The 23185-nt window shown below is 58.9% G+C and carries 25 protein-coding genes; 8 read left to right on the top strand and 17 right to left on the bottom strand.

The window, feature by feature from the left end:
* Positions 1 to 539: 539 nt before the first annotated feature.
* Positions 540 to 1754: a pyridoxal phosphate-dependent aminotransferase gene (locus ACJ8PE_RS00885; protein ID WP_019453720.1), complete on the top strand. Its 1215-nt coding sequence runs from the start codon at positions 540 to 542 to the stop codon at positions 1752 to 1754.
* 107 nt (positions 1755 to 1861) lie between these two features.
* On the top strand, positions 1862 to 2461 hold the full coding sequence (yfbR, locus tag ACJ8PE_RS00880) for a 5'-deoxynucleotidase (protein WP_015378582.1): 600 nt from the start codon (positions 1862 to 1864) through the stop codon (positions 2459 to 2461).
* Positions 2462 to 2488: 27 nt separating this feature from the next.
* Here the strand turns inward: yfbR and ACJ8PE_RS00875 are convergent, their stop codons facing one another.
* The 4 genes from ACJ8PE_RS00875 to yfbV form a co-directional block, all read right to left on the bottom strand.
* Positions 2489 to 4321 (bottom strand): SLC13 family permease, encoded by a 1833-nt coding sequence (locus ACJ8PE_RS00875; protein WP_232099369.1) that lies wholly within the window; start codon positions 4319 to 4321, stop codon positions 2489 to 2491.
* Positions 4322 to 4418: 97 nt separating this feature from the next.
* Entirely contained in the window at positions 4419 to 5075 is a 657-nt protein-coding gene (locus tag ACJ8PE_RS00870) for a sugar phosphatase (protein WP_094141784.1), read from the bottom strand.
* Positions 5076 to 5092: 17 nt separating this feature from the next.
* On the bottom strand, positions 5093 to 5587 hold the full coding sequence (locus tag ACJ8PE_RS00865; RefSeq protein ID WP_442536693.1) for a YfbU family protein: 495 nt from the start codon (positions 5585 to 5587) through the stop codon (positions 5093 to 5095).
* A 142-nt stretch (positions 5588 to 5729) separates the two neighbouring features.
* Positions 5730 to 6185 carry a terminus macrodomain insulation protein YfbV gene (gene yfbV, locus ACJ8PE_RS00860; protein ID WP_004936061.1) on the bottom strand — a complete coding sequence of 152 codons (456 nt, stop codon included), beginning with the start codon at positions 6183 to 6185 and terminating at the stop codon, positions 5730 to 5732.
* A 358-nt stretch (positions 6186 to 6543) separates the two neighbouring features.
* Between yfbV and ackA the strand changes: the two genes are divergently transcribed.
* Positions 6544 to 7746 (top strand): acetate kinase, encoded by a 1203-nt coding sequence (gene ackA, locus ACJ8PE_RS00855; protein ID WP_197760948.1) that lies wholly within the window; start codon positions 6544 to 6546, stop codon positions 7744 to 7746.
* 74 nt (positions 7747 to 7820) lie between these two features.
* Positions 7821 to 9980 (top strand): phosphate acetyltransferase, encoded by a 2160-nt coding sequence (gene pta, locus ACJ8PE_RS00850; RefSeq protein ID WP_004936066.1) that lies wholly within the window; start codon positions 7821 to 7823, stop codon positions 9978 to 9980.
* A gap of 73 nt (positions 9981 to 10053) precedes the next feature.
* Here the strand turns inward: pta and ACJ8PE_RS00845 are convergent, their stop codons facing one another.
* The 7 genes from ACJ8PE_RS00845 to ACJ8PE_RS00815 all read right to left on the bottom strand — a co-directional run bounded on the left by ACJ8PE_RS00845 (position 10054) and on the right by ACJ8PE_RS00815 (position 15272).
* On the bottom strand, positions 10054 to 10476 hold the full coding sequence (locus tag ACJ8PE_RS00845; RefSeq protein WP_197760949.1) for a putative T6SS immunity periplasmic lipoprotein: 423 nt from the start codon (positions 10474 to 10476) through the stop codon (positions 10054 to 10056).
* Positions 10473 to 11012, bottom strand: a complete 540-nt coding sequence (locus ACJ8PE_RS00840) for a hypothetical protein (RefSeq protein ID WP_197760950.1) — start codon at positions 11010 to 11012, stop codon at positions 10473 to 10475. Before ACJ8PE_RS00840 ends, ACJ8PE_RS00845 begins: the two co-directional genes overlap by 4 nt.
* Positions 11013 to 11234: 222 nt before the next feature.
* A complete protein-coding gene (locus tag ACJ8PE_RS00835; protein ID WP_197760952.1) occupies positions 11235 to 12194 on the bottom strand; it encodes a transketolase family protein in 960 nt (319 codons plus the stop codon).
* Complete coding sequence (locus ACJ8PE_RS00830; RefSeq protein WP_180336639.1) at positions 12187 to 13038, bottom strand: transketolase; 852 nt, start codon at positions 13036 to 13038, stop codon at positions 12187 to 12189. Before ACJ8PE_RS00830 ends, ACJ8PE_RS00835 begins: the two co-directional genes overlap by 8 nt.
* 13 nt (positions 13039 to 13051) lie before the next feature.
* Entirely contained in the window at positions 13052 to 14431 is a 1380-nt protein-coding gene (locus ACJ8PE_RS00825; protein ID WP_043140091.1) for a PTS ascorbate transporter subunit IIC, read from the bottom strand.
* 23 nt (positions 14432 to 14454) lie between these two features.
* Positions 14455 to 14736 carry a PTS sugar transporter subunit IIB gene (locus tag ACJ8PE_RS00820; RefSeq protein ID WP_025303676.1) on the bottom strand — a complete coding sequence of 94 codons (282 nt, stop codon included), beginning with the start codon at positions 14734 to 14736 and terminating at the stop codon, positions 14455 to 14457.
* 92 nt (positions 14737 to 14828) lie between these two features.
* Positions 14829 to 15272 (bottom strand): PTS sugar transporter subunit IIA, encoded by a 444-nt coding sequence (locus tag ACJ8PE_RS00815; protein WP_197760954.1) that lies wholly within the window; start codon positions 15270 to 15272, stop codon positions 14829 to 14831.
* 309 nt (positions 15273 to 15581) lie between these two features.
* On the opposite strand from ACJ8PE_RS00815, the gene ACJ8PE_RS00810 reads away from it, so the two are divergent.
* The gene (locus ACJ8PE_RS00810; RefSeq protein WP_197792594.1) at positions 15582 to 16601 is read left to right on the top strand and encodes a LacI family DNA-binding transcriptional regulator; all 1020 of its coding nucleotides are present in this window, start codon (positions 15582 to 15584) and stop codon (positions 16599 to 16601) included.
* Between the two features lie 53 nt (positions 16602 to 16654).
* On the opposite strand, the gene yfcD is transcribed toward ACJ8PE_RS00810, so the two are convergent.
* Both yfcD and yfcE read right to left on the bottom strand, forming a co-directional pair.
* Positions 16655 to 17200, bottom strand: coding sequence for an NUDIX hydrolase YfcD (gene yfcD, locus ACJ8PE_RS00805; protein WP_004936086.1), 546 nt, complete (start codon positions 17198 to 17200; stop codon positions 16655 to 16657).
* Between the two features lie 100 nt (positions 17201 to 17300).
* The gene (gene yfcE, locus ACJ8PE_RS00800) at positions 17301 to 17852 is read right to left on the bottom strand and encodes a phosphodiesterase (protein WP_033643871.1); all 552 of its coding nucleotides are present in this window, start codon (positions 17850 to 17852) and stop codon (positions 17301 to 17303) included.
* Between the two features lie 233 nt (positions 17853 to 18085).
* Between yfcE and yfcG the strand changes: the two genes are divergently transcribed.
* The 3 genes from yfcG to ACJ8PE_RS00785 all read left to right on the top strand — a co-directional run bounded on the left by yfcG (position 18086) and on the right by ACJ8PE_RS00785 (position 20128).
* Positions 18086 to 18715, top strand: coding sequence for a GSH-dependent disulfide bond oxidoreductase (gene yfcG, locus ACJ8PE_RS00795; RefSeq protein WP_197792593.1), 630 nt, complete (start codon positions 18086 to 18088; stop codon positions 18713 to 18715).
* Between the two features lie 110 nt (positions 18716 to 18825).
* A complete protein-coding gene (gene folX, locus ACJ8PE_RS00790; RefSeq protein ID WP_025303682.1) occupies positions 18826 to 19197 on the top strand; it encodes a dihydroneopterin triphosphate 2'-epimerase in 372 nt (123 codons plus the stop codon).
* Positions 19198 to 19213: 16 nt separating this feature from the next.
* Entirely contained in the window at positions 19214 to 20128 is a 915-nt protein-coding gene (locus ACJ8PE_RS00785) for a TIGR01777 family oxidoreductase (RefSeq protein WP_273873613.1), read from the top strand.
* A 7-nt stretch (positions 20129 to 20135) separates the two neighbouring features.
* Here the strand turns inward: ACJ8PE_RS00785 and hisP are convergent, their stop codons facing one another.
* The 4 genes from hisP to hisJ all read right to left on the bottom strand — a co-directional run bounded on the left by hisP (position 20136) and on the right by hisJ (position 23183).
* Positions 20136 to 20909 carry a histidine ABC transporter ATP-binding protein HisP gene (gene hisP, locus ACJ8PE_RS00780; protein ID WP_004936098.1) on the bottom strand — a complete coding sequence of 258 codons (774 nt, stop codon included), beginning with the start codon at positions 20907 to 20909 and terminating at the stop codon, positions 20136 to 20138.
* Between the two features lie 21 nt (positions 20910 to 20930).
* Complete coding sequence (locus tag ACJ8PE_RS00775) at positions 20931 to 21635, bottom strand: ABC transporter permease (RefSeq protein WP_033643875.1); 705 nt, start codon at positions 21633 to 21635, stop codon at positions 20931 to 20933.
* Positions 21632 to 22318, bottom strand: a complete 687-nt coding sequence (locus ACJ8PE_RS00770) for a histidine ABC transporter permease HisQ (protein ID WP_033635345.1) — start codon at positions 22316 to 22318, stop codon at positions 21632 to 21634. The genes ACJ8PE_RS00775 and ACJ8PE_RS00770 overlap by 4 nt, the downstream gene beginning before the upstream one ends.
* An 82-nt stretch (positions 22319 to 22400) precedes the next feature.
* Positions 22401 to 23183 carry a histidine ABC transporter substrate-binding protein HisJ gene (gene hisJ / locus ACJ8PE_RS00765; RefSeq protein WP_033643876.1) on the bottom strand — a complete coding sequence of 261 codons (783 nt, stop codon included), beginning with the start codon at positions 23181 to 23183 and terminating at the stop codon, positions 22401 to 22403.
* Positions 23184 to 23185 lie beyond the last annotated feature (2 nt).

Below are 23185 nucleotides of genomic sequence, written 5' to 3'. Positions count from 1 at the left end.
TTTACGAGCAAGAAATATAAATAATTAACGGCACCGACTTCGTATCACCACGCAATGAATTTAATAAATTCAATCAGTAAGATTTTTACTTTAAATAATATTCTCATAACCACATAAACAATGCTTAAGATAAAATATAAAGTAAAGCTTATGTAAATATGCCATTTTTCTTAGTGTGGTGTGTCATCTGACAACCCGCTATCAGACAACTCCGGTATTATCGTTCCTTTACAGTTACTGAAAACCATTCTCCCTTATGGCTTATCAGTTCTCCACACCCAAGCGCTGACGCCAGCGCGTCGCGTTGAACGACGCTCGATTTCACAGAACAAAACCCTAGTAAAATTATAGTTCATGAAATTATGAACCACAAAATAACTTTACCTTTGCTTATCATAACTAAAATCCCCCGTTACGACATGCATTTGCACCAAAGGCGTGCAAAACCCTTCAAAAGCAACTACGCCAGGAGTACATTGGGCGGGTTGCGGCGTCCCACGGTAGGAGCGCCCCTATCCCAGCAAAAGGCTCAACTTTTTATGTCCCCCATTGAGAAATCCAGCAAACTGGACAACGTCTGCTATGACATTCGCGGCCCGGTGCTTAAAGAAGCTAAACGTCTTGAAGAAGAAGGCAATAAAGTCCTGAAACTGAACATCGGCAACCCTGCCCCGTTCGGCTTCGACGCCCCGGACGAAATCCTGGTCGACGTGATCCGCAATCTGCCCACGGCGCAAGGCTACTCCGATTCCAAAGGCCTCTTCTCGGCGCGTAAAGCGATCATGCAGCACTATCAGGCGCGCAACATGCGTGACGTGACCGTTGAGGATATCTACATTGGCAACGGCGTCTCCGAGCTGATCGTTCAGTCCATGCAGGCGCTGCTCAACAGCGGCGACGAAATGCTGGTGCCGGCGCCGGACTATCCGCTGTGGACCGCCGCAGTGTCGCTGTCCGGCGGCAAGGCCGTACATTACCTGTGCGATGAGCAGGCCGGCTGGTTCCCGGATCTGGACGACATCATCAGCAAGATCACCCCGCGCACCCGCGGCATCGTGATCATCAACCCGAACAACCCGACCGGTGCGGTCTACAGCAAAGCGCTGCTTGAGCAGATCGTCGAGATCGCCCGTCAACACAACCTGATCATCTTCGCCGACGAGATCTACGACAAGATCCTGTACGACGAAGCAGAGCACCACTCTATCGCCGCGCTGGCGCCGGATCTGCTGACCGTGACCTTCAACGGCCTGTCGAAGACCTACCGCGTGGCGGGCTTCCGCCAAGGCTGGATGGTACTGAACGGGCCGAAAAAGCACGCCAAAGGTTATATCGAAGGGCTGGAGATGCTGGCTTCGATGCGCCTGTGCGCCAACGTGCCGATGCAGCACGCGATTCAGACCGCGCTGGGCGGTTATCAGAGCATCAGCGAATTCATTCAGCCCGGCGGCCGCCTGTACGAACAGCGCAACCGCACCTGGGAATTGCTCAACGACATCCCGGGCGTCTCTTGCGTGAAGCCGCAGGGCGCGTTGTACATGTTCCCGCGCATCGATGCCAAACGCTTCAACATCCATGACGACCAGAAGCTGGTGCTGGATCTGTTGCTGCAGGAAAAAGTGCTGCTGGTGCAGGGCTCCGCGTTCAACTGGCCTTACCCCGATCACGTGCGCATCGTCACCCTGCCGCGCGTAGACGAACTGGAAATGGCGGTCGGCAAGCTGGGCCGCTTCCTGGAAGGCTATCACCAATAATCATCAGGGGTGCAGCGCCTCGCTGCGCCCTTCCCTCACAGCCCGGTTGCAAAATTCGCCGACACTGCTTCACAATGGGGCCCTCACTTGCCGTTAAAGAGAGCACCATGAGTCAGAGCCATTTCTTCGCCCATCTGTCCCGCCTGAAACTGATCAACCGCTGGCCACTGATGCGCAACGTGCGCACCGAGAACGTCTCCGAACACAGTCTGCAGGTGGCCTTTGTCGCCCACGCGTTGGCGGTGATCAAGAACCGCAAATTCAACGGCAACCTCAACGCCGACCGCGTTGCGCTGTTGGCGATGTACCATGACGCCAGCGAAGTGATCACCGGCGACATGCCGACGCCGATCAAATACTACAATCCGCAGATCGCCCATGAGTACAAGAAGATCGAAAAGATCGCCCAGCAAAAGCTGCTGGATATGATCCCGGCGGAGCTGCGCAACGATTTTCGCACCATTCTCGATGAGCATTATTACAGCGAAGATGAAAAGCAGGTGGTGAAGCAGGCTGACGCGCTGTGCGCCTACCTGAAATGCCTGGAAGAGCTGTCTGCCGGCAACAACGAATTCACCCTGGCCAAGGCGAGGCTGGATAAAACCCTGGAACAGCGCCGCAGCCCGGAGATGGACTACTTCATGGAAGTGTTCATTCCCAGCTTCAGCCTGTCGCTGGACGAAATCAGCCTCGACAGTTCGCTGTAACCCCGCCGGCGCAGCCTCGCTGCGCCGTTAAAAACCGTAGAGCCACGGCACCACAATCACGCTGATCGCCATCACCAGCAGGGTGAACGGCACGCCGAGACGCACGAAATCGCCGAACTTGTAATTGCCCGGCCCCAGCACCAGCGTGTTGACCGGTGAAGAGACCGGCGTCATAAAGGCGGCGGACGCGGCGATGGCGATAATCATCGCGAACGGGTATGGCGAGACGCCCATTTCGCGCGCGGCGGCGATGGCGATCGGCGCCATCAGCACCGCCGTCGCGGTGTTGGAAATAAACAGCCCGATAGTCGCGCACAAGACGAACAGGCACAGCAGCATCACGCGCGGCCCCGCCCCGCCGGCGACATCCATCAGCCCACTGACGATCAGACTGACCCCGCCGGTCTTTTGCAGTGCCTGCGCGAACGGCATCATGCCGACGATCAAAATGATGCTCGGCCAATGGATCGATTTATAAGCGCTTTCCATGTCGATACAGCGGAATTTGCCCATCAGCAAACAGGCGATCAGCGCCGCGATCGGGTTGGGGATTTCGTCGGTCAGCATCATCGCCACCATCAACGCCAGGCAAAACAGCGCGTGCGGCGCCTGTGTGATGGCCGGCGCCACTTCGTCCACTTCGGCCGGCAAGTTGAGCACGATAAAGTCATGGGTTTTGGCCTGCAGTTGACGGATCGCCTTCCAGTCGCCGATCACCAGCAAAATGTCGCCCAGCTCCAGCGGCTCGTCCACCAGTTTGCCGCCGAGCGTCTCGCCGTGGCGGCGGATGCCCACCACGTTCAGATCGTAGCGGCTGCGGAACGCCGCTTCGCGCAGGCTTTTGCCCAGCAGCGCCGAGTCAGGGATCAGCGAGACCTCCGCCATGCCGACGTTGCGCGACTGTTCCGAGAAGTAATCGCCGCGCAGCACCATCGGCTCCAGCCGCTGTTCGCCGCAGAATTCGCGCAGATCGACCTGGCTGTCCGACATGTCGATCAAGAGGACGTCGCCCTCGCGCAGCTCGGTGCTGCCGGAGGCGCTGACCATCACCCGCCGAAAGCGTTTCCAGCGTTCGATGCCCACCACGTTGGCGCCGTAGCGCGCACGCAGGTGCAGTTCATCCAGCGAACGCCCAATCAGCGGCGAAGCGCTGCGGACAGCCAGCCGCCGCGCGCGGCCGGTCAGTCTGTAATCGCGGATCAAATCGCGGAAGGTGCGGCGCTGCCAGCCGTCGCCGGCTTTGCCCGTGTCACCGCTGCCCAGCCAACGCCGGGCGATCAGCATGTAGCCGACGCCCAGCGCCAGCACCACCAGGCCGATCGGCGTCACGCTGAAGAAACCGAAACCATGGATGCCTTCGCGCACCAGCTCGCTGTTGACCACCATATTGGGTGGCGTGGCCACCAACGTCATCATGCCGCTGATAAGCCCGGCGAAGCTGAGCGGCATCATCAGCCGCCCCGGCGCGATCTTCATTCTGGCCGTCACGCTGAGCACCACCGGGATAAAGATCGCCACCACGCCGGTCGAGCTCATAAATGCCCCCAGCCCGGCGACCGTCACCATCAGCAGCATCAACATTTTGGTTTCGCTGCTGCCGGCCACTTTGACCAGCCAGTCGCCCACCTGATAGGCCACCCCGGTGCGCACCAACCCTTCGCCGATCACGAACAGCGCGGCAATCAGAATCACGTTGGGATCGCTGAACCCGACCGTCGCCTCCTGCAGGCTGAGCGTGCCGCTCAGCACGAAGGCGATGATCACCAACAGCGCCACCACGTCCATGCGCAGCTTGTTGGTGGTAAACAGCACGATGGCAATCAGCAGTAAACTCAGCACCCACAGTAATTCGCTGTTCAAAACGGCCTCATCCGGCAAATGTCCAAGGGCTTAAAAAATAGCATAAAAAAACCCCGCAAAGGCGGGGTCTAATCAATTAGGGTGAAGATAATGCCACTCAGGCCAGTAGACGAACGATCGCGCCCTGCGCCGTTTTATCAACGGCGATCTGCGCCAGCGAATCCAGCCGCAGGTCAACCTGCTCCAGCTTCGGCGCGTCGGCCGGGGCGTTGACCGCAATCACCTGGCAGCCCGCCGCCAGCCCCGAAAGAATGCCGGCCGGCGCGTCTTCAACCACCACGCACTCGTGCGGCGCCAGCCCCAGACGTTCGGCGCCCAGCAGGTAGGCATCGGGCTGAGGCTTGCCATGTTTAACCTGCTCGGCGGTGATGAACACCGCCGGCTGCGGCAAACCGCCGGCCTGGCGGCGAGCGCCGGCCACCGGCACCGAACCGGAGGTGACGATCGCCCAAGGGATGCCGAGCGCGTTCAGGCGCGCCAACAACGCGATGGCGCCCGGCAGCGCGCGAACGCCTTCGGTATCCTGCGCTTCCACCTGCTCCAGCAGTTGGAACTCGCGCTGAATTTCCGCTTCGCTTTCACCCGGCATAAAGTGGCGCAGAGAAGTAATGGCCTGTTTACCGTGAATGAAGTCCAGCACCGCTTGCGGATCGACGCCGCGACGCTCGGCCCAGTGCGTCCAGGCGCGCTCTACCGCCGGCAGCGAATCCACCAGGGTGCCATCAAGATCGAACAGAAAACCCTTACACTCCACAGAAAACCTCTTTTTAATCAAGCATTGATGATTTGCGCTATCTCAACGGCGCTCAAGTGATACTGGCGCGGGCAGGCCAGCCAGATCGCCAGCATACGCTGGTATTTTTCCCACATTTTGGTCTGGGCGTTGAAACCGTGGCTGCCGGAATCGAAGTGAGTATAGCGCCCCTCGGTGTTGACCAGGAAACGCGCATAGCTCAGGTAGCGCGCCTCGGTGGCGGCGTCGAAGCCGAGAAACGCCAGGCGGCGCTCGTCCAGCCCCTGTTTCTCTTTCAGATTGCCCCAGGAAACCTGCAGCGCATGGTGCATCTCCATCACGTTGATGATGGTGCGGCACACCTCTTCGCTCAGTTCGCCAAAGTCACGATCCAGCTCGCGCATTTGCAAGCCGAAGCCGCGTTCGACGATGGTTTGCAACCGGCGATAACGATCGCTGTTGTCCGGATCGAGTAGCGTCATCATCTTATACTGATTCGACAGGATCAGGCGCTGGGCATGGGTCATTTCCATCAGGATTTCCTCATTTCTGTATGATGGCGGGAGCATCGCACAGCGCAAGAACGCAGGAAATCACAACTCGACCGTTCTTTGATTTAAACCGGGGTTATTGGCGCTTTCACGAGAAAGGCCGCATCAGCGCGGCCTTTTTCATTTACAGATCGTCGAGGAAGGTTTTATCCAACTGCTTGAAGGCGCGCTTAAGCAGATCGGCCAACGTCTGATAGGTGGGCGTGCCCTCGAGCGGCGCCACCGCCTGCCCGGCTTCCGTCAGCTTGTTGCGCACCTCATGGAACCATTGCAGCAGCGTCGGTGGCAGCGGCGTAACAGAACGGCGCCCCAGCCACCACAAGCCCTGCATCGGCAGGCTGCAGGCAAACAGCGCGGTGGCGATCGCCGGGCCGAGCTGGCCGCCCAGCGCGATCTGCCAGGTCAGCGTGAAAATCGCCAACGGCGGCATGAAACGGATAGCGAAACGGGTGGCACGCGCAACGCGGTTCTCCGGAAAGACCGGTGCCAGACGTTTGTCTGACGGCCAGGTTTTCATATAATGCTGCCCGCGCTGGAAGACCTGAAACCAGCTTACGGAACCGGACGGTTTGCTCGTCATTGCGTACCTCAACGTCACGTAAAGAAACTAAAAGCGTGCTGCCAGAGCCCATACTAAAAAATTTGAAGCTTTAAATTTATTTTGTGTTTGCACCGGGCTATCGGTATCCTAAGCCGGCCTTGTGGCCGGTAGAAGATGACGTAAATTTTGTCAACTTTTAGCCCTATAAAAATCAAGATTATTTAAACCGCAGAGAAATCATCGGTTTTTCCATCATCCTGTGATTTGTGCTCTTCACATGATGTTAATCATAAATGTCATCGGCACTATGCGCTACGCTTGTTGTCTGATTGACGATTAATTCACCACGTGTGTTCGATTTTCTTTTAACAACACGACTATTTAAGTAGGTACTTCCATGTCGAGTAAGCTAGTACTGGTTCTTAACTGCGGCAGTTCTTCTCTGAAATTCGCCATCATCGATGCCGTTAACGGCGACGAATTCCTCTCCGGTTTGGCCGAGTGTTTCCACCTGCCTGAAGCTCGCATCAAGTGGAAAATGGACGGCGCCAAACACGAAGCTGCCCTGGGGGCCGGCGCTGCACACAGCGAAGCGCTGAACTTCATTGTTAATACTATTCTGGCACAAAAACCAGAGCTTTCTGCGCAGCTGACCGCTATCGGCCACCGCATCGTGCACGGCGGCGAGAAGTTCACCGCTTCCGCCGTAATCAACGACGAAGTTCTGCAGGGTATCAAAGATTCCGTGCCGTTTGCACCACTGCACAACCCAGCTCACCTGATCGGCATCGCGGAAGCACTGAAATCCTTCCCTCACCTGGCTGACAAGAACGTTGCCGTGTTCGACACCGCGTTCCACCAGACCATGCCGGAAGAATCTTACCTGTACGCCCTGCCGTACAGCCTGTACCGCGACCACGGCGTTCGCCGCTACGGCGCACACGGCACCAGCCACTTCTACGTGACTCAAGAAGCCGCGAAGATGCTGAACAAGCCGGTAGACGAAGTGAACGTGATCACTTGCCACCTGGGCAACGGCGGCTCCGTCACCGCAGTGCGCAACGGCCAGTGCGTTGACACCTCCATGGGTCTGACCCCGCTGGAAGGCCTGGTGATGGGCACCCGCAGCGGTGACATCGATCCGGCTATCATCTTCCACCTGCACGATTCTCTGGGCATGAGCGTTGACCAGATCAACAAGATGCTGACCAAAGAATCCGGCCTGCTGGGCCTGACCGAAGTCACCAGCGACTGCCGTTACGTTGAAGACAACTACGACAGCAAAGCCGACGCCAAACGTGCCATGGACGTGTTCTGCCACCGTCTGGCCAAATACGTCGGTGCCTACAGCGCGCTGATGGAAGGCCGTCTGGACGCGGTGATCTTCACCGGCGGCATCGGCGAGAACGCCGGCATGGTGCGTGAGCTGACCCTGAACAAACTGGGCCTGCTGGGCTTCGAAATCGACCACGACCGCAACATGGCCGCTCGCTTCGGCAAATCCGGCGCCATCACCAAAGACGGCAGCCGCCTGGCGCTGGTGATCCCGACCAATGAAGAGTTGGTCATCGCGCAGGACGCATCCCGCCTGACCGCGTAATGCTCTCAAAACACCGTCAGCCCAGGCTGACGGTGTTGTTTTAGCCTCATGTTAATCGTGAAGAGGACTATTCTGTGTCACGTACTATTATGTTGATCCCCACCGGCACCAGCGTCGGCCTGACCAGCGTCAGCCTGGGTGTCATCCGCTCCATGGAGCAAAAAGGCGTTCGTCTGAGCGTGTTCAAACCTATCGCTCAACCGCGCACCGGCGACAACGCACTCGACCAGACCACCACCATCATCCGCAGCAACTCCACCATTCCGGCGGCCGAACCGCTGCGCATGGACTACGTTGAGGGCCTGCTGAGCTCCAACCAGCAAGACGTGCTGATGGAAGAGATCGTGGCGCGTTACCACGAGAACACCAAAGACGCGGAAGTGGTGCTGATCGAAGGCCTGGTGCCGACTCGCAAACACCAGTTCGCCAACGCGCTGAACTACGAGATCGCCAAAACCCTGAACGCCGAGATCGTCTTCGTGCTGGCACTGGGCAACGATTCCCCGGCGCAGCTGAAAGAGCGCATCGAACTGGCGCGCACCAGCTTCGGCGGCAGCAAGAACAAAAACATCACCGGCGTTATCATCAACAAGCTGAACGCACCGGTCGACGATCAGGGCCGCACCCGTCCTGACCTGTCCGAAATCTTCGACGACTCCACCAAGGCCAGCATCGCCCACGTCGATCCTGCGCAGCTGTTCGCCAACAGCCCGCTGCCGGTTCTGGGCTGCGTGCCGTGGAGCTTCGATCTGATCGCCACCCGCGCCATCGACATGGCTCGCCACCTGAAGGCCCGCGTGGTCAACGAAGGCGACATCATGACCCGCCGCGTGAAGTCCGTGACTTTCTGTGCGCGCAGCATCCCGCACATGCTGGAACACTTCCGCCCTGGCTCCCTGCTGGTGACCTCCGCAGACCGCCCTGACGTGCTGGTCTCCGCCTGCCTGGCGGCGATGAACGGCGTGGAAATCGGCGCCATCCTGCTGACCGGCGGCTACGCCATCGACGAGCCGATCAAGAAGCTGTGCGAACGCGCCTTCCAAACCGGCCTGCCGGTGTTCATGGTTGACACCAACACCTGGCAAACCTCGCTGAGCCTGCAGAGCTTCAACCTCGAAGTGCCGGCGGACGACCACCAGCGCATCGAGAAAGTGCAGAACTACGTGGCCAGCCACATCAGCACCGAGTGGATCGACTCGCTGACCGCCACCTCTGAGCGTTCACGCCGCCTGTCTCCACCGGCGTTCCGTTACGAACTGACCGAGCTGGCGCGTAAAGCCGGCAAGCGCATCGTGCTGCCGGAAGGCGACGAGCCGCGCACCGTGAAAGCGGCGGCCATCTGCGCCGAACGCGGCATCGCGGAATGCGTGCTGCTCGGCAACCCGGACGAGATCCAGCGCGTCGCGGCAGCGCAGGGCGTTGAGTTGGGCAAAGGCATCGAAATCGTCGATCCGGTCGCCGTACGTGAAAACTACGTGCCGCGTCTGGTTGAGCTGCGCAAGAGCAAGGGCATGACCGAAGTGGTCGCGCGCGAGCAGCTGGAAGACAACGTGGTGCTCGGCACCCTGATGCTGGAACAAGGCGAAGTCGACGGCCTGGTCTCCGGCGCGGTTCACACCACCGCCAACACCATCCGTCCGCCGTTGCAGCTGATCAAAACCGCACCGGGCAGCTCGCTGGTCTCCTCCGTGTTCTTCATGCTGCTGCCTGACCAGGTACTGGTCTACGGCGACTGCGCGATCAACCCGGATCCGACCGCCGAGCAGCTGTCTGAAATCGCCATCCAGTCTGCGGATTCCGCCGCGGCCTTCGGCATCGAGCCGCGCGTGGCGATGATCTCCTACTCCACCGGCAACTCCGGTGCGGGCAGCGACGTAGAGAAAGTGCGCGAAGCGACCCGTCTGGCGCAGGAAAAACGCCCGGATCTGATCATCGACGGCCCGCTGCAGTACGACGCCGCCATCATGGCCGACGTCGCCAAGTCCAAGGCGCCGAACTCGCCGGTGGCCGGCCAGGCGACCGTGTTCATCTTCCCGGATCTGAACACCGGCAACACCACCTACAAAGCGGTACAGCGTTCCGCTGACCTGGTCTCCATCGGGCCGATGCTGCAAGGCATGCGCAAGCCGGTGAACGACCTGTCGCGCGGCGCACTGGTTGACGATATCGTCTACACCGTCGCGCTGACGGCGATCCAGTCTTCCCAGGCTGACGCTGCCGCCGCCAAGGCGTAATTCATCGCCAAACGAAACAAGGGCCGGCATTGCCGGCCCTTGTTATTTCATTCATCCTTTCTCTGACTTTTTATTACTCCGCGCTGGTAATAACCTGCGAAATCTGGCCGTCACTGATTTTCAGCGAGAAACTGCGCTGCCAGAAACGTTTGGAATCCGCATCCTGAGGATCCACGGTACTGATTGCTACGGTGTATGGCATATTGCTCTCAAATGCTTTGAACGAGTATGGGATACACTGGCCGGGCGTGATCGTCTCAGCGGGTTTTGGCGGTAGAATGGTCCTGCGCCAGAGTTCATGCGTTTGGCTACCCAACCGTTGTTCAATAGCGATACTGACCAGACTGACCCTGCCACTCTGTGTTTGGTAAGTCTGCGGCAAAGAGAAACAGAGATCATTTCCCCGTAGCGTAATATCAGCAGTGTAAAAACGTTGCTTTTCAAGCATACAACCACTGAGCAACATCATCATGATGAGGGTATAGATTCTTCTCATTTCAGGTTTTTCCTGTCGGTAGGAGCATTAAGAAATCTTTTCAAAACATGCTCATAACGGCTTTTCAAATCTGGACCTATAATACCTTGCATCAGCTTCACCTCAAACCACCGTTCTTTTCCATAACGAGAAAGGATGAAGTAATCTGCAAGAAGGCTGGCTTGCGCCTCCATACCATAATCAGCTAATGAGTAGTAATCGGGCAGCGAGTATTTATAAGTTACCGCCCAGCTCATTATTCCCCGTAGCCGGACGTTCATCCCCATCTGATACTGCCATACGTGGGCCATTTCATGCATGAACCACCATAGATAGCGTGTTGTTTCTGTGGAAAAATCTTCCCTGAAGTGTTTTTCAGGCCAATAAAGTTCACCATTAGGCGTAACGGCCGTTTCCTCATTCTGCAAATCAAACGGGAAATAGCTCGCGTTATGCACTTTAACAAGACTGTAGTCGATGGCATTTTTATAGAGAGAGCGGGATAGCGTGATCTCGCCTAGCGTCAGCCTTCTGAATGAGCCCCTTGCTGTTATCATTATTCACTCCATGAATATAACTAATTGTATTTATTGCATTATTTTTATTATCTCTTTTTACCCAAGCATTGGCCACCTATATTCACCGAAAACAAAAAGCCCCCTAAGGGGCTTATCAGTTAATAATACGTGAGTCATGACTCAAATTCCGGGTCGGAAGGTATATGCTTTCTCCAGAGCACCGAGCCTCATTCGTTACAGCAGTTGTTATTGACTCAAAAACTACTTTTGCTGCAACTGCCCGGCAGCCTCCAGAATGTGCTCGGCGGTCAGGCCGTACTCCTGCTGTAAAAACGCCTGGGTGCCCACCTGGCCGTAACGCTCCTTCACCCCCACGCGCCGCATCGGTGTCGGGCATTCCTCCGCCAATACCTCCGCCACCGCCGACCCCAGCCCGTTATGAATGCTGTGGTTTTCACAGGTGACGATGCGTCCGGTCTTGGCCGCGTAGGTTTTGATCAGTTCACGGTCAATAGGCTTGAGGGTGAACATATCGATCACCGCCGCGCTGACGCCCTGCCGCGCCAGCATCTCCGCCGCCTTCAGCGCTTCCGCCACCATGATGCCGTTGGCGATCAGCGTGATATCGTCGCCGTCGCGCAGCAGGTTGCCCTTGCCGATGGTAAAGCGCGAGCCGTCCTGGTAGATGCGCGTCGCCTGCTTGCGGATGGTGCGCACCCAGTAGAAGCCGCGCAGATCCATCAGCTGGCGCAGAATGTCGGCGAACATGGTGGCGTCGGTCACTTCCAGCACCACCGAGTGCGCCAGCCCGCGCACGATGCCCATATCCTCGAACGACATGTGGGTGCCGCCGTTGTGGCAGGCGCTCACCCCGGCGTCGGAAGCGATCACCTTGACGTTGTTACGCTGATAATCCAGCGACATGAACAGCTGATCGAAACAGCGGCGGCTGGCGAAGGCGGTAAAGGTGTGCACGAAAGGCACCCGGCCGGTCAGCGACAGCCCGGCGGCGACGCCGATCACGTTAGCCTCCATGATGCCGCAGTTAATCACGTGCTGCGGGTGATCCTTATGCACGCCGTCCATCGCCATGGAGCTCATCAGATCCGCCTCCAGCGCGATGATCGGCGCGCCCGCTTCAATCTGCCGCCGGACCGCGCCGGCATAGACTTTGCGCATTTCGACGGCGTCGTTTTCCAACTGCGTCACTACGTTAAACATGGGCGGCCTCCAGTTCGGCGATGGCTTTTTCAATCTCCTGCTGCACGTCCGGCGTCAGGCGCAGGTGGTGTGAGTTCGACAGGTTTTCCAAATAGGTCACCCCCTGTCCCTTGATGCTGTCGAGCACGATCGCCAGCGGCCGCTGTTCTCCGCCGCGCGCCGGCCTCACCGCCGCCAGCAGCGCCGCAATGTCGTCGCCCTTGATGGTCTGCACCTCAAAGCCGAAAGCGCGGAACTTGGCGGCCAGATCGAACGGTTGGATCACCTCGTCCAGCGCGCCGTCCAGCTGCTGTTTGTTGTAATCGATAAACAGCGTCAGGTTGTTCAGATTGTGGTGGGCGATAAACTGGAACGCCTCCCAGCACTGCCCTTCGTTCAGTTCACCGTCGCCGAGGATGCTGAACACCCGATTGCGGCGCCCCGCCAGCCGATGGGACAGCGCCATGCCGGCGGCGATCGACACCCCCTGCCCCAGCGAGCCGGTAGTGGCATCCACGCCGCGCGTGCGCAGCCGGTCCGGATGGCTCGGCAGGCGCGTGCCGTTCTGATTGAGGGTTTGCAACTCCGCCAGCGGGAAGTAGCCCTTGATCGCCAGCGTGCTGTACAGCGCCGGGCCGGCGTGCCCCTTCGACAGCACGAAGTCATCGCGCTCCGGCCAGTCCGGATCCGCCGGATCGATGCGCATCACGCCGCCGTACAATACCGCCAGCGTCTCGACCACCGACATACAGCCGCCGTAGTGGCCAAACCCCAGCCCGGTCAACGCCTTCAAGGTTTCCAGGCGGATGGCGCGCGCCAGGGCGCGCAGCTCTTCAATTTCCATTTCGCTCGTTGTGTCATTCATCACTCTGCCCTCGTTATTTCTCGACGCGGTCAGCGGCCGGCGCGCCTTTGCGTTTTCCCAGGAAGTTATGCGCCACCAGCAGCGCGAACACGGCGACAATCGCCAGCATGATCATCTCTTTCGACATAAAGCGCGCCATGTTGCCCAGCAGGATGCCGATCACGCCGAAGTCGGCGTCGGAGAAGGTGGTGTTGGCAAAGCCCAGCGCCCCCAGCACCGGCAACAGCAGCACCGGCAGGAAGGTGATCAGCAGACCGTTGGCGAAAGCGCCCAGCATCGCGCCGCGCCGCCCGCCGGTGGCGTTGCCGAACACCCCGGCGGTAGCGCCGGTGAAGAAATGCGGCACCACGCCGGGCAGGATCAGCACCATCTTCAGTTGCCCCAGCAGGAACAGCCCGGCCAACCCGCCGAGGAAGCTGAACAGGAAGCCGATCAGCACCGCGTTGGGGGCATAGGGATACACCACCGGGCAATCCAGCGCCGGCCGCGCGTTAGGCACCAGTTTTTCCGAGAAGCCGGTGAACGCCGGCACGATCTCCGCCAGAATCAAGCGCACGCCCTGCAGGATGATGAACACCCCGGCGGCGAAGGTAATGGCCTGGATTATTGAATACACCAGGTAGTTCTGGCCGCCGCTGAGCTCGCTTTCCACATAGGCCCGCCCGGCGCAGATCGCCAGGATCAGGTAGATGACGATCATGGTCATCGAGATCGAAATGGAGCTGTCGCGCAGGAAACTGAGGTTTTTCGGCAGGTTCATCTCTTCGGTCGAGCGCGAGTTTTTCCCCACTTTCGAGCCGATCCAACCGGACAGCACGTAGCCCAGGGTGCCGAAGTGGCCGAAGGCGATATCGTCGTTGCCGGTGATGCGGCGCATATAGCGCTGGGCGATCGCTGGGAAGAACGCCATCACCAGCCCCAGGGTCAGCGCGCCGGTGAACACCAGCTGTACGCCCTCGAAGCCCGCCACCGTCAGGATGATGCCAATCATGCAGGCCATGTAGAAGGTGTGGTGGCCGGTGAGGAAGATGTATTTCAATCGGGTAAATCGCGCCACCACGATATTCGCCACCATGCCGAACGCCATGATCAGCGCGGTGGACGCGCCGTATTTCTCCAGCGCGATGGAGACGATGGCTTCGTTATTCGGAATGATGCCCTGAATATTAAACGCGTGTTCAAACATGCCGCCCAGCGGATTGAGCGACCCGACCAATACCGTGGCGCCGCCGCCCAACACGATAAAGCCGAGAATGGTTTTTACCGTGCCTTTCACCACGTCGGAAAACGATTTCTTTTGCGCCAGCAAACCGATCAGCGCAATAAGCCCGACCAGTACCGAAGGCACCTTTAATATATCCACCACAAACTTAAGCGTTTCCTGGATAAACATATCCACCTCGCCAATCGTTTTATTCAGATGATTGAGTGGGCTTCGAAGTAAGCGCGCAGCTTGGCTTCCAGCTCATTAATGTCGATGATGTTGCTGATCACCACCAGCTGCTCGGCCGGTACGCTGGCGCTGTCGGCGATGTCTTTCGCCATCACGAACACGTCGGCGGCGCCGGGAGTGGCGGACGACAGATCGGAGTGTTCGACCTCGGCCTCCACCCCCATCTTTTTCAGCACCTTTTTAATGTTCATTTCCACCATAAAGCTGCTGCCGAGACCTGAACCGCAAATCGCCATGATTTTCATGATATCCACCTGTTGAATTTAGCGTGTAGGGTAGCGCCGCCGGGAATATTCCCGACGTTATGGGCATTAATAATGTTCCTGGTGATTAAACGTTAATAGCGGGCAATAATATCCTCAATTTGCCGTTTATTTGTGGCGTGAAATAACGCCTCCATCGCCGTGTTATCGGAAAATAATTCCGCCAACTGCGAAATCATTTCAATGTGACTGTTGCCGTCGGGTGCGGAAAGCATCACCACCACCTGAACCGGATCGTTATCCGCAGAATGAAAATTCACGCCCTGGTGGATCTTCAACAGCGACAGCCCCAGCGCGTTGGCGCCCTGCTCCGGCCGCGCGTGCGGCATCGCGATGCCCGGCGCCAGGACGAAGTAGGGGCCAAGCTGCTCCTGCTGATGAAAGATGGCCGTCAGGTAATTCGGCGTAATCACGCCGCGTTGCAGCAGCGGTTGCGCGCTCAGCGTTACCGCCTGGCGCCAGTCCTCCACCCGTTCGCACAGCTGTATATGATCGGCGGTCAGCCATTCTTTCAGCACGTTACCCTCCCAAGCGTTGATGGTTTCGGCCGGTGATTAATTCACCGACGACGGTAAAACTTTAATCAACCCCTCTCGGCTGCACAGTGATTGGCATCACAAAGATAGCGCTACCAAAGCGCTATCATGCAGAACTGTGATAGCGCTATCAAAACGCCATGCCGCGGCCGGCGTTAACCACAATTTTTTCTCGCTCTTCCGGGTTACGGGGTAGAATGTGCCGCATACTGGGATCGTCGAAGCCGCGCCGTCGGCTTCCCACCCTCACAATCTTTATGCGCCGCGCGCGCATTTCAGTCAGGATTAGGCATGTCGATCGGTAAAAAACGCCGCAGCACAGGCAGGGTGACGTTGGCTGACGTAGCGCATCTGGCGGGCGTCGGCACCATGACGGTGTCGCGCGCGCTGCGCACGCCGGAACAGGTTTCGGACAAACTGCGCGAGAAGATAGACGCGGCGGTAAACGAGCTGGGCTATCTGCCCAATCTGGCCGCCAGCTCGCTGGCCTCGGCCTCGTCCTACACCATCGCCATGGTGGTGCCCAGCCTGTCCGAATCCGGCTGCGCCGAGATGTTCGCCGGCCTGCAGAAAGTGCTGCAGCCCGCCGGCTATCACATCATGCTGGCGGAGTCGCAGCACCACCTGGAACGCGAGGAGAAACTGCTGGAGACGCTGCTCTCTTACAACCTGGCGGCGGCGGTGCTGCTCAGCGTCGAGCATTCGCAAAATGCCCGCAACGCGTTGATCGCCGCCAACATTCCGGTGGTGGAGATCGGCGCCGTACGCGCCGATCCGATCGACATGAGCATCGGCATCGATTACGTGGCGGCCATGTATCAGCTGACGCAAACGGTGATCGCCAGCGGTTACCAGAATATCGGGCTGCTGTGCGCCAATCAGGAGCAGTGGATTTTCCAGCAGCATCTGCAGGGCTGGCACAAGGCGCTGCTGCGCAACCATATGTCGCCGCATCGGGTCATCAACGCCGCGCAGCCCGCCAGCTTCAGCACCGGCGCGCAGCAGCTGCCGGAATTCTTGCTGGCCTGGCCGGAGCTGGACGCGCTGGTGTGCGCGTCGGACGAACTGGCGGGCGGCGTGCTGTATGAATGCCAGCGGCGGCGCATCAAGGTGCCGGATAATCTGGCGGTGGTGGGCTTCGGCAACAGCGAGTTCAGCCGGGTGTGCCAGCCGCCGCTGACCACCATGACCATTCCGCATCGCGACATCGGCATTCAGGCCGGCCAGGCGCTGCTGGCGCGGCTGAACGAGCATCCCTGGCAGCCGCCAGGCTCCCTGCCCGCCACGCTGTGCCGCCGCGACAGCTGCTGAATCCGCCCGTAAAAAAAGCCGGTCGATGACCGGCTTTTCCATGCGCAGGCGGCTCAGTGATTGTCGAGCGGCTTGCCGTAATCCTGTTCATTGTTGCGCGTCAGCCACAGCGACAGCGCCTTCAGCGAATCCGGGGTAAACTCGTCACAGCGGGCGGTGATCTCTTCCGGCGTCAGCCAGCACACCTCGGCCACTTCTTCTTCCTGCAGCGCGAACGGCCCGTGCGATACGCAGCTGAACAGCGCCCCCCACACCCGGCACTGCTCTTCCTCGAAGTAGAACAGACCGTGCTCGGCGAAAGGCACGCCGGCGATGCCCAGCTCCTCTTCCGCCTCGCGGCGCGCCGAATCCAGCACGTTTTCACCGCTTTGCACTACGCCGCCCGCCGTCGCGTCCAGCCAGCCCGGGTAGAAGTCCTTGATCTCGGTGCGACGCTGCACCAGAATTTTTCCCATCCCATCATGCACCACAATATAGGTAGCACGATGACGCAGCCGCTCCGCCCGCATCTGTTGACGACTGGATTGAGCAATCACCTCGTTTTGCTCGTCGACGATATCAACCCACTCGGTATCTGCAGCCTGACCCTGTTCCGCCATCCTCTAAAACCTTCTATTTTGGCGCGATGCAATCCCGCGCGCTGGTTAATCAATGAGTGTTTTTCAAAGATTTTTATTGTGTGTGTATAAATTAGTGCGTTTAGCGTGTTAACGCCACCTCCGCGACGACCTTGCCGTCGTCGAGCGTCAGCACGCGCAAAGTGCCGCTTTCCAACATGCCGTAGCTGGCGGGAAAGCCCCCTTTCGGGATGCTGACCGAGCCCGGATTGAAGCAATAGATCTCACCCTGCCGCTCCGCCTGCGGCAGATGCGTATGGCCATAGGCCAAGACGTCACCGCAGGATAACGGCGGCAGTGCCGAGGGATGATAAAGGTGACCGTGGGTCAAAAACAATCGTCTTTTTTGCAGTAAAACCTGTTGCCAGGGCGCCTCGATGGGAAACGTCAGCAGCATCTGATCGACCTCGCTGTCGCAATTGCCGCGAACGGCGATGATCTTGTCGCTATAGCGATTCAATCGTTCGGCAACCTGAGCGGGCTGATACCCGGCGGGCAGCGCGTTGCGCGGGCCGTGATTCAGCAAATCACCCAGAAGAATCAACCAGTCGGCGCCGTGTTGTGCGAACAATTCCAGCACGCGTTCGGTCGCCGGCAGCGAACCGTGGATATCCGAGGCGAACATCAGCTTCATAACCTTGTCCTATAGAGGGAAATAAGCGCCATTTTACCGCGCCGGCGCCGTGCGGCAAACCGCCGCCCGCCCCGGTGGAGAATTGTGATCCAACTGCGCAGATAGCATCGGACGAATCCCACATAGCCTGCTATCCTTAGCTGCTATTGTTGGATCTCTGATATACCTTTGTGCGCGGCGAAGACCGCAGCAACGTGTAATGAATTACAGATCACCTTACCGCAGGAGGCAACATGATTGACCTGTATTACGCGCCTACTCCCAATGGTCACAAGATCACCTTGTTTTTGGAAGAGGTCGGCTTACCCTACCGTATCCATCGCGTAAACATCAGCGCCGGCGAGCAGTACAAACCGGACTTTCTGAGCATTTCTCCCAACAACAAAATCCCGGCGATCGTCGATCAGCAACCGGTGGACGGCGGCGCGCCGATCAGCCTGTTCGAATCCGGGGAAATCCTGCTGTATCTGGCGGAGAAGACCGGCAAGCTGCTGAGCAAGGGCCTGCGCGAACGCGCCGCTACCCTGCAGTGGCTGTTCTGGCAGGTGGCCGGATTCGGGCCGATGCTCGGGCAGAATCACCACTTTAACCACTACGCGCCGCAGCCGGTGCCTTACGCCATCGAGCGTTACCATCTGGAGACCAAGCGGCTGTACGGCGTGCTGGAAGCTGAACTGCAAAAACACCCGTACCTGGGCGGCGATAACTACAGCATCGCCGATATCGCCACCTACCCGTGGGTCGTGTCGCATCCGCGCCAGCGCATCGATCTGGCGGATTACCCGGCGGTGCGCAACTGGTTCGAGCGCATCAGCAATCGCCCGGCGACCGAGCGCGCCTACAAACTGGCCGAACAAGCCTAAGTGCCCCCCCGACTCCCCGTCGGCCGGGGAGTCACATCGTCCCTGCGTTATCATTTCCCTACTTTCCGTGTATTCTGAACGCTAATAATCAGACCTATGGAGAATCTCTGATGTCTTTCAGTCAACCCGACGCCGTTATTCGCATTAAAAATCTGCGGCTGCGTACGTTCATCGGTATCAAGGAAGAGGAAATCAACAACCGACAGGACGTCCTGATCAACGTGGTGATCCACTACCCGGCGGACAAGGCGCGCAACAGCGAAGATATCGCCGATGCGCTCAACTACCGCACCATCACCAAAGCGATCATCCGCCATGTGGAAGATAACCGTTTCGCGTTGCTGGAAAAATTAACGCAGGATGTGCTCGATATCGTAAAAGAACACGCCTGGGTGACCTATGCTGAAGTGGAGATAGATAAACTTCTGGCCCTGCGCTACGCCGACTCGGTTTCCATGACCATGAGCTACCGCCGGGACTAATTCAGGGAGGTCGACCATGCGGATCCTGATCACCGGCGCAACGGGATTGATAGGCAGCAGCCTGACGGCAAGACTGCTGGCGCTTTCTCACCACATTACGGTGCTGACCCGAGACGAACGGCAAGCCCGAGCCCGGCTGGGCGACCGGCCGAGCTATTGGCGAACGCTGGACGACCGGCAATCGCTGGATGAATTCGACGCGGTGATCAACCTGGCCGGCGAACCTATCGCCGACAAGCGCTGGAGCGCGCAGCAGAAAGAGCGGCTGTGCCGCAGCCGCTGGGATCTGACCGAACGCTTGGCGAAGCTGATCAAGGCCGGCAGCACGCCCCCCGGCGTGCTGATTTCCGGTTCCGCCGTCGGCTACTACGGCGATCAGGGGCAGGCGGTGGTGACCGAAGAGGAGCCGCCGCACGACGAATTCACCCACCAGCTGTGTCAACGCTGGGAAGCGCTGGCGCTGCAGGCGCAAAGCGACGCCACCCGCGTCTGCCTGCTGCGCACCGGCGTGGTGCTGGCGCCACAGGGCGGCGCGCTGGCCAAAATGCTGCCGCCGTTCCGCTTCGGGCTCGGCGGCCCGATCGGCGACGGTCGCCAATACCTGCCGTGGATCCACCTCGAAGACATGGTCAACGGCATTATTTATCTGCTGGATCACGCCACCCTGAGCGGCCCGTTCAACATGGTCGCTCCCTACCCGGTGCACAACGAGCAATTCGCCGCCCAATTGGCCAACGTGCTCGATCGCCCGGCGTTTCTGCGGGTGCCGGCGTTCGTCATGCGGCTGTTGATGGGGGAAGCGGCGGTGCTGGTGCTCGGCGGCCAGCGGGCGGTGCCGAAGCGCCTGGAAGAGGCCGGTTTCCACTTCCGTTATCTGGAGCTGGAACAGGCATTGGATGACGTTGTCAATCAGCGGGCCGAAGCCCGCTGATCTGAGGTTACTTCAACGCGCCGGACAGGAACTGCTGCAGGCGCGGGCTTTTGGGATTGCCGAACAGCTCGGCCGGCGGGCCCTGCTCTTCGATCAACCCTTTGTGCAGGAAGATCACGTGGTTCGAAACGTGGCGCGCAAATTCCATTTCGTGCGTCACCACCACCATGGTTTTTCCCTCCTCCGCCAGCTTCTGCATGATGCGCAGCACCTCGCCCACCAACTCGGGATCCAGCGCCGACGTCGGTTCGTCAAACAGCAGCACTTCCGGCTCCATCGCCAATGCGCGGGCAATGGAGACGCGCTGCTGCTGGCCGCCCGACAGGTGCACCGGGTACTTGCCGCGCGCCCGCTCGTCGATGCCCACTTTATCCAGGTAGCGCACCGCGCGCTCGTGCGCGTCGGCCTTGCTCAGCCCCAGCACCTGCACCGGCGCCTCCATCACGTTCTCCAGCACCGTCATATGGCTCCACAGGTTAAAATGCTGGAACACCATGGTCAGGCGGGTGCGCAGCAGCTGCAGCTGCTTCTTGTCGAATACCTTCAGCTGGCCGTCCTTGTCGCGCACCATGCGAATATCTTCGTTGTTCAGGCTGATCGAGCCTTCGCTCGGCTTCTCGAGGAAGTTGATGCAGCGCAGAAAGGTGCTTTTGCCGGAGCCGGAGGAGCCGATGATGCTGATCACATCCCCGGCGTTGGCCGCCAGCGAGACGCCCTTCAGCACCTCGTGATCGCCATAGCGTTTGTGCAGTTCCGTGACGGCTAATTTATTCTCAGACATGGTTTTTCTTCCCGTCATTTATCAGTGACTAACGTGTGCCATCCAGCGTTTTTCAGCTTTGCGGAACAGGCTGATTAACACGTAGGAGATGATCAGGTACAACACCGCCGCAATGCCGAAAGCGTAAAACGGCTGATAGGTCGCGGCATTGATGTCGCGCGCAATCTTCAGCAGATCCGGCACGGTGGCGGTAAACGCCAGCGCGGTGGAGTGCAGCATCAGGATCACTTCGTTGCTGTAGGCCGGCAGCGCGGTGCGCAGCGCCGAAGGCAAAATGATGCAGCGATACATCTTGAAGCGCGAGAAACCGTAGGCGTTGGCGGCCTCGATTTCACCGTGCGGCACCGAGCGGATCGCCCCGGCGAAGATCTCGGTGGTATACGCGCAGGTGTTGAGCGTCAGCGCCAGAATGGTGCAGTTGAGCCCGCTGCGGAAAAACGCGTTGAGAAACTCGCTGCCGCGCACGATTTCCAGGCTGTACATGCCGGAGTAGAACACCAGCAACTGCACGTACAGCGGCGTGCCGCGAAACACGTAGGTGTAGAGCCACACCGGGAAACGCACCCAGCGCAGGGAAGAGACGCGCGCCACCGCCATCGGGATCGCCAGCAGCCCGCCCATCACCACGGAGGCGATCAGCAGCCACAGCGTGACCGCCACGCCGGTGAAACGGTAGCCGTCGCTCCACAGCAGCGACTGCCAATACTGTTGCAAAATCTCGATCATAGCTCGGCCCTCTTGACGCCCAGTGAGTAACGCCGTTCAAGCCACAACAGCACGCCGTTGGAAACGGTAGTGAAAATCAGGTAAACCACGCCGGCTACGATGGCGAAGAAGAACGGCTGATAGGTGCCTTTCCCCGCCAACTGCGTGGCTTTCACCACGTCGTTCAGGCCAAGGATTGACACCAGCGCCGTCGCCTTCAGGATCACCTGCCAGTTGTTGCCGATGCCCGGCAAGGCGAAGCGCATCATCGCCGGGAACAAAATGCGCCGAAAGATCTGCGCGCCGCTGAAGCCGTAGGCCGTCGCCGCCTCAATCTGCCCTTTCGGCACCGCCAAGTAGGCGCCGCGGAAGGTTTCGGTAAAGTACGCGCCGTAAATAAAACCGAGGGTAATGATGCCGGCGCCGAGCGGGTCGATATCGATCTGCGAGAAACCGAGCAGCGTGGTGATGTTGTTCAAGGCGATTTGCAGGCCATAAAAAATCAGCAGCATCAGCACCAGATCGGGCACGCCGCGGATCAGCGTGGTGTAAGCGCCGAACAGGCCGGAAATAAGGGGGTTGTGGGAGAGTTTGCCGCCGGCGCCGATCAACCCGATCACCACCGCCAACAATACGGAACTGAGGGCCAACTCCAGCGTCACCAGAGCCCCCTCGAAAATCAGTTGGGAATAGCCTTGCAGCATCTACTTCACCCTGTCGTCTAGGATCCGAACCATCGGAGCCGGCGCACCGGCCCCGCAGTCACAGCATGGAACGGTTAGCGGATTAGCCGCCGTAGACGTCGAAGTCGAAGTACTTTTTCGCGTATTTATCGTAGGTGCCGTCTTTGCGCATCTCGGCGAAGGCTTTGTCCAGCGCCGCTTTCAGCTCGGTATCGGTTTTGCGCAGCCCCATGCCGGTGCCGACGCCAAAGAATTTGTCATCCTTCACCGATTCGCCGGCGAACGCATAGTCTTTGCCCGGCGGCTGTTTCAGGAAGCCATCGCTGCCCGCCACTTCATCCTGGAAGGCGGCGTCGATACGCCCGGAGGCCAGATCGGCGTAGACCAGATCCTGGTTCTGATAAGGCACCACGGTGACGCCCTTCGGCTGCCACATGGCGTTGGCGTAGGCTTCCTGGGTCGTGCCCTGCAGCACGCCCACGCTCTTGCCTTTCAACGCATCCACGGTAGGCAACAGCTTAGACCCCTTCGGCGCGATCAGGCGGGCGTTGGCGGCATACAGCTTGTCGGTAAAGGCGATTTCCTGCTGGCGTTTTTCGGTGATGGACAGCGAAGAGATGATAGCGTCGATCTTTTTCGCCTTGAGGGATGGGATCAGCGCGTCAAAGTCGCTCTCCACGAAGGTGCATTGGGTATTTATGCGTTTGCACAGCTCTTTGGCCAAATCGATATCGAAGCCGACCAGCTCGCCTTTGGCGTTTTTGGATTCAAACGGCGCATAAGTCGGATCGGTGCCAATCTTCAATGTCGATGGGATAGCGGCGAATGCGCTGTTTGCGGCCGCCAAAGCCAAGACTAAAGGAAGAACCTTAACCAGCTTTTTCATAA

Origin of the sequence: Serratia sp. CY74737 (assembly GCF_052166775.1) — a bacterium.
GTDB classification, from domain to species: domain Bacteria; phylum Pseudomonadota; class Gammaproteobacteria; order Enterobacterales; family Enterobacteriaceae; genus Serratia; species Serratia ureilytica.
Note: the sequence above shows the minus strand (reverse complement) of the source record. Positions and strands in the feature narration are given on the sequence as shown.